This window comes from Empedobacter brevis (genome assembly GCF_965118635.1).
Lineage (GTDB): Bacteria > Bacteroidota > Bacteroidia > Flavobacteriales > Weeksellaceae > Empedobacter > Empedobacter brevis_A.
Window position 1 is genome coordinate 1 of record NZ_CBCPHV010000039.1, and the last position, 737, is coordinate 737.

Consider the following 737-nt stretch of genomic DNA (forward strand, 5'->3'; position numbering starts at 1 on the left):
GTCCTTTTTAATAGATTCATAAGATTCCATTATAATTCGTCCGGCTTTGCTTTCTGCATTTCGTTGACCTGTTAATATTGCATAACAAGTACTATAAGGATAACCGGTAATCTCTGAGAGTATCGTGTAGATACTCTTTGGCTTGGTTAAAGTGATCTTATTACTCATATACTTGATTTTTTATATTCAACATTCTTACATGTATGAGTTTGTAAATAAATACATACTTTTGTGTAATATTGTTTTACAAATCTATAAGAAATATTCTACAAAAACAAAATAATCGTAAGATATTTCCTATATAATAATTATTCATTATGTCTAATACAGTTACAAGAATTAAAGAGTTTATTGATTTTAAAGGGATTTCTGTAAGAAAATTTGAAGAAACTGTAGGTTTTTCGAATGGTTCTTTTGCTAGTCAGTATAAGAATAATAAGACAATAGGAGTTGATAAAGTAGAATATATCTTACAGTCGTTCCCTGAAATATCTGCTGAATGGTTATTAACTGGAGAAGGTGAAATGTTGAAGGGAAAATCAGAAAAAAAAACCGCCACAAAAACCGCCACATTTTTAGAAGATTCGAAAAATACAGAAAATGTGGCGGTTTTCAATGAAGGTAAACAAGATTACTCCGTTTTACCAAAAGTGGTAACAGTTGACAATTACGGACGTGATAATGTAGTATTGGTTCCTAATAAAGCAGCTGCAGGATACCTTGCAGGATATGGAGAC

1 pseudogene is annotated in these 737 nt (G+C 30.8%); it reads left to right on the forward strand.

The features are described from left to right. Positions 1-317: 317 nt before the first annotated feature. A pseudogene (locus ACMHJW_RS14675) lies at positions 318-737 on the forward strand (transcriptional regulator); the annotation flags it as partial.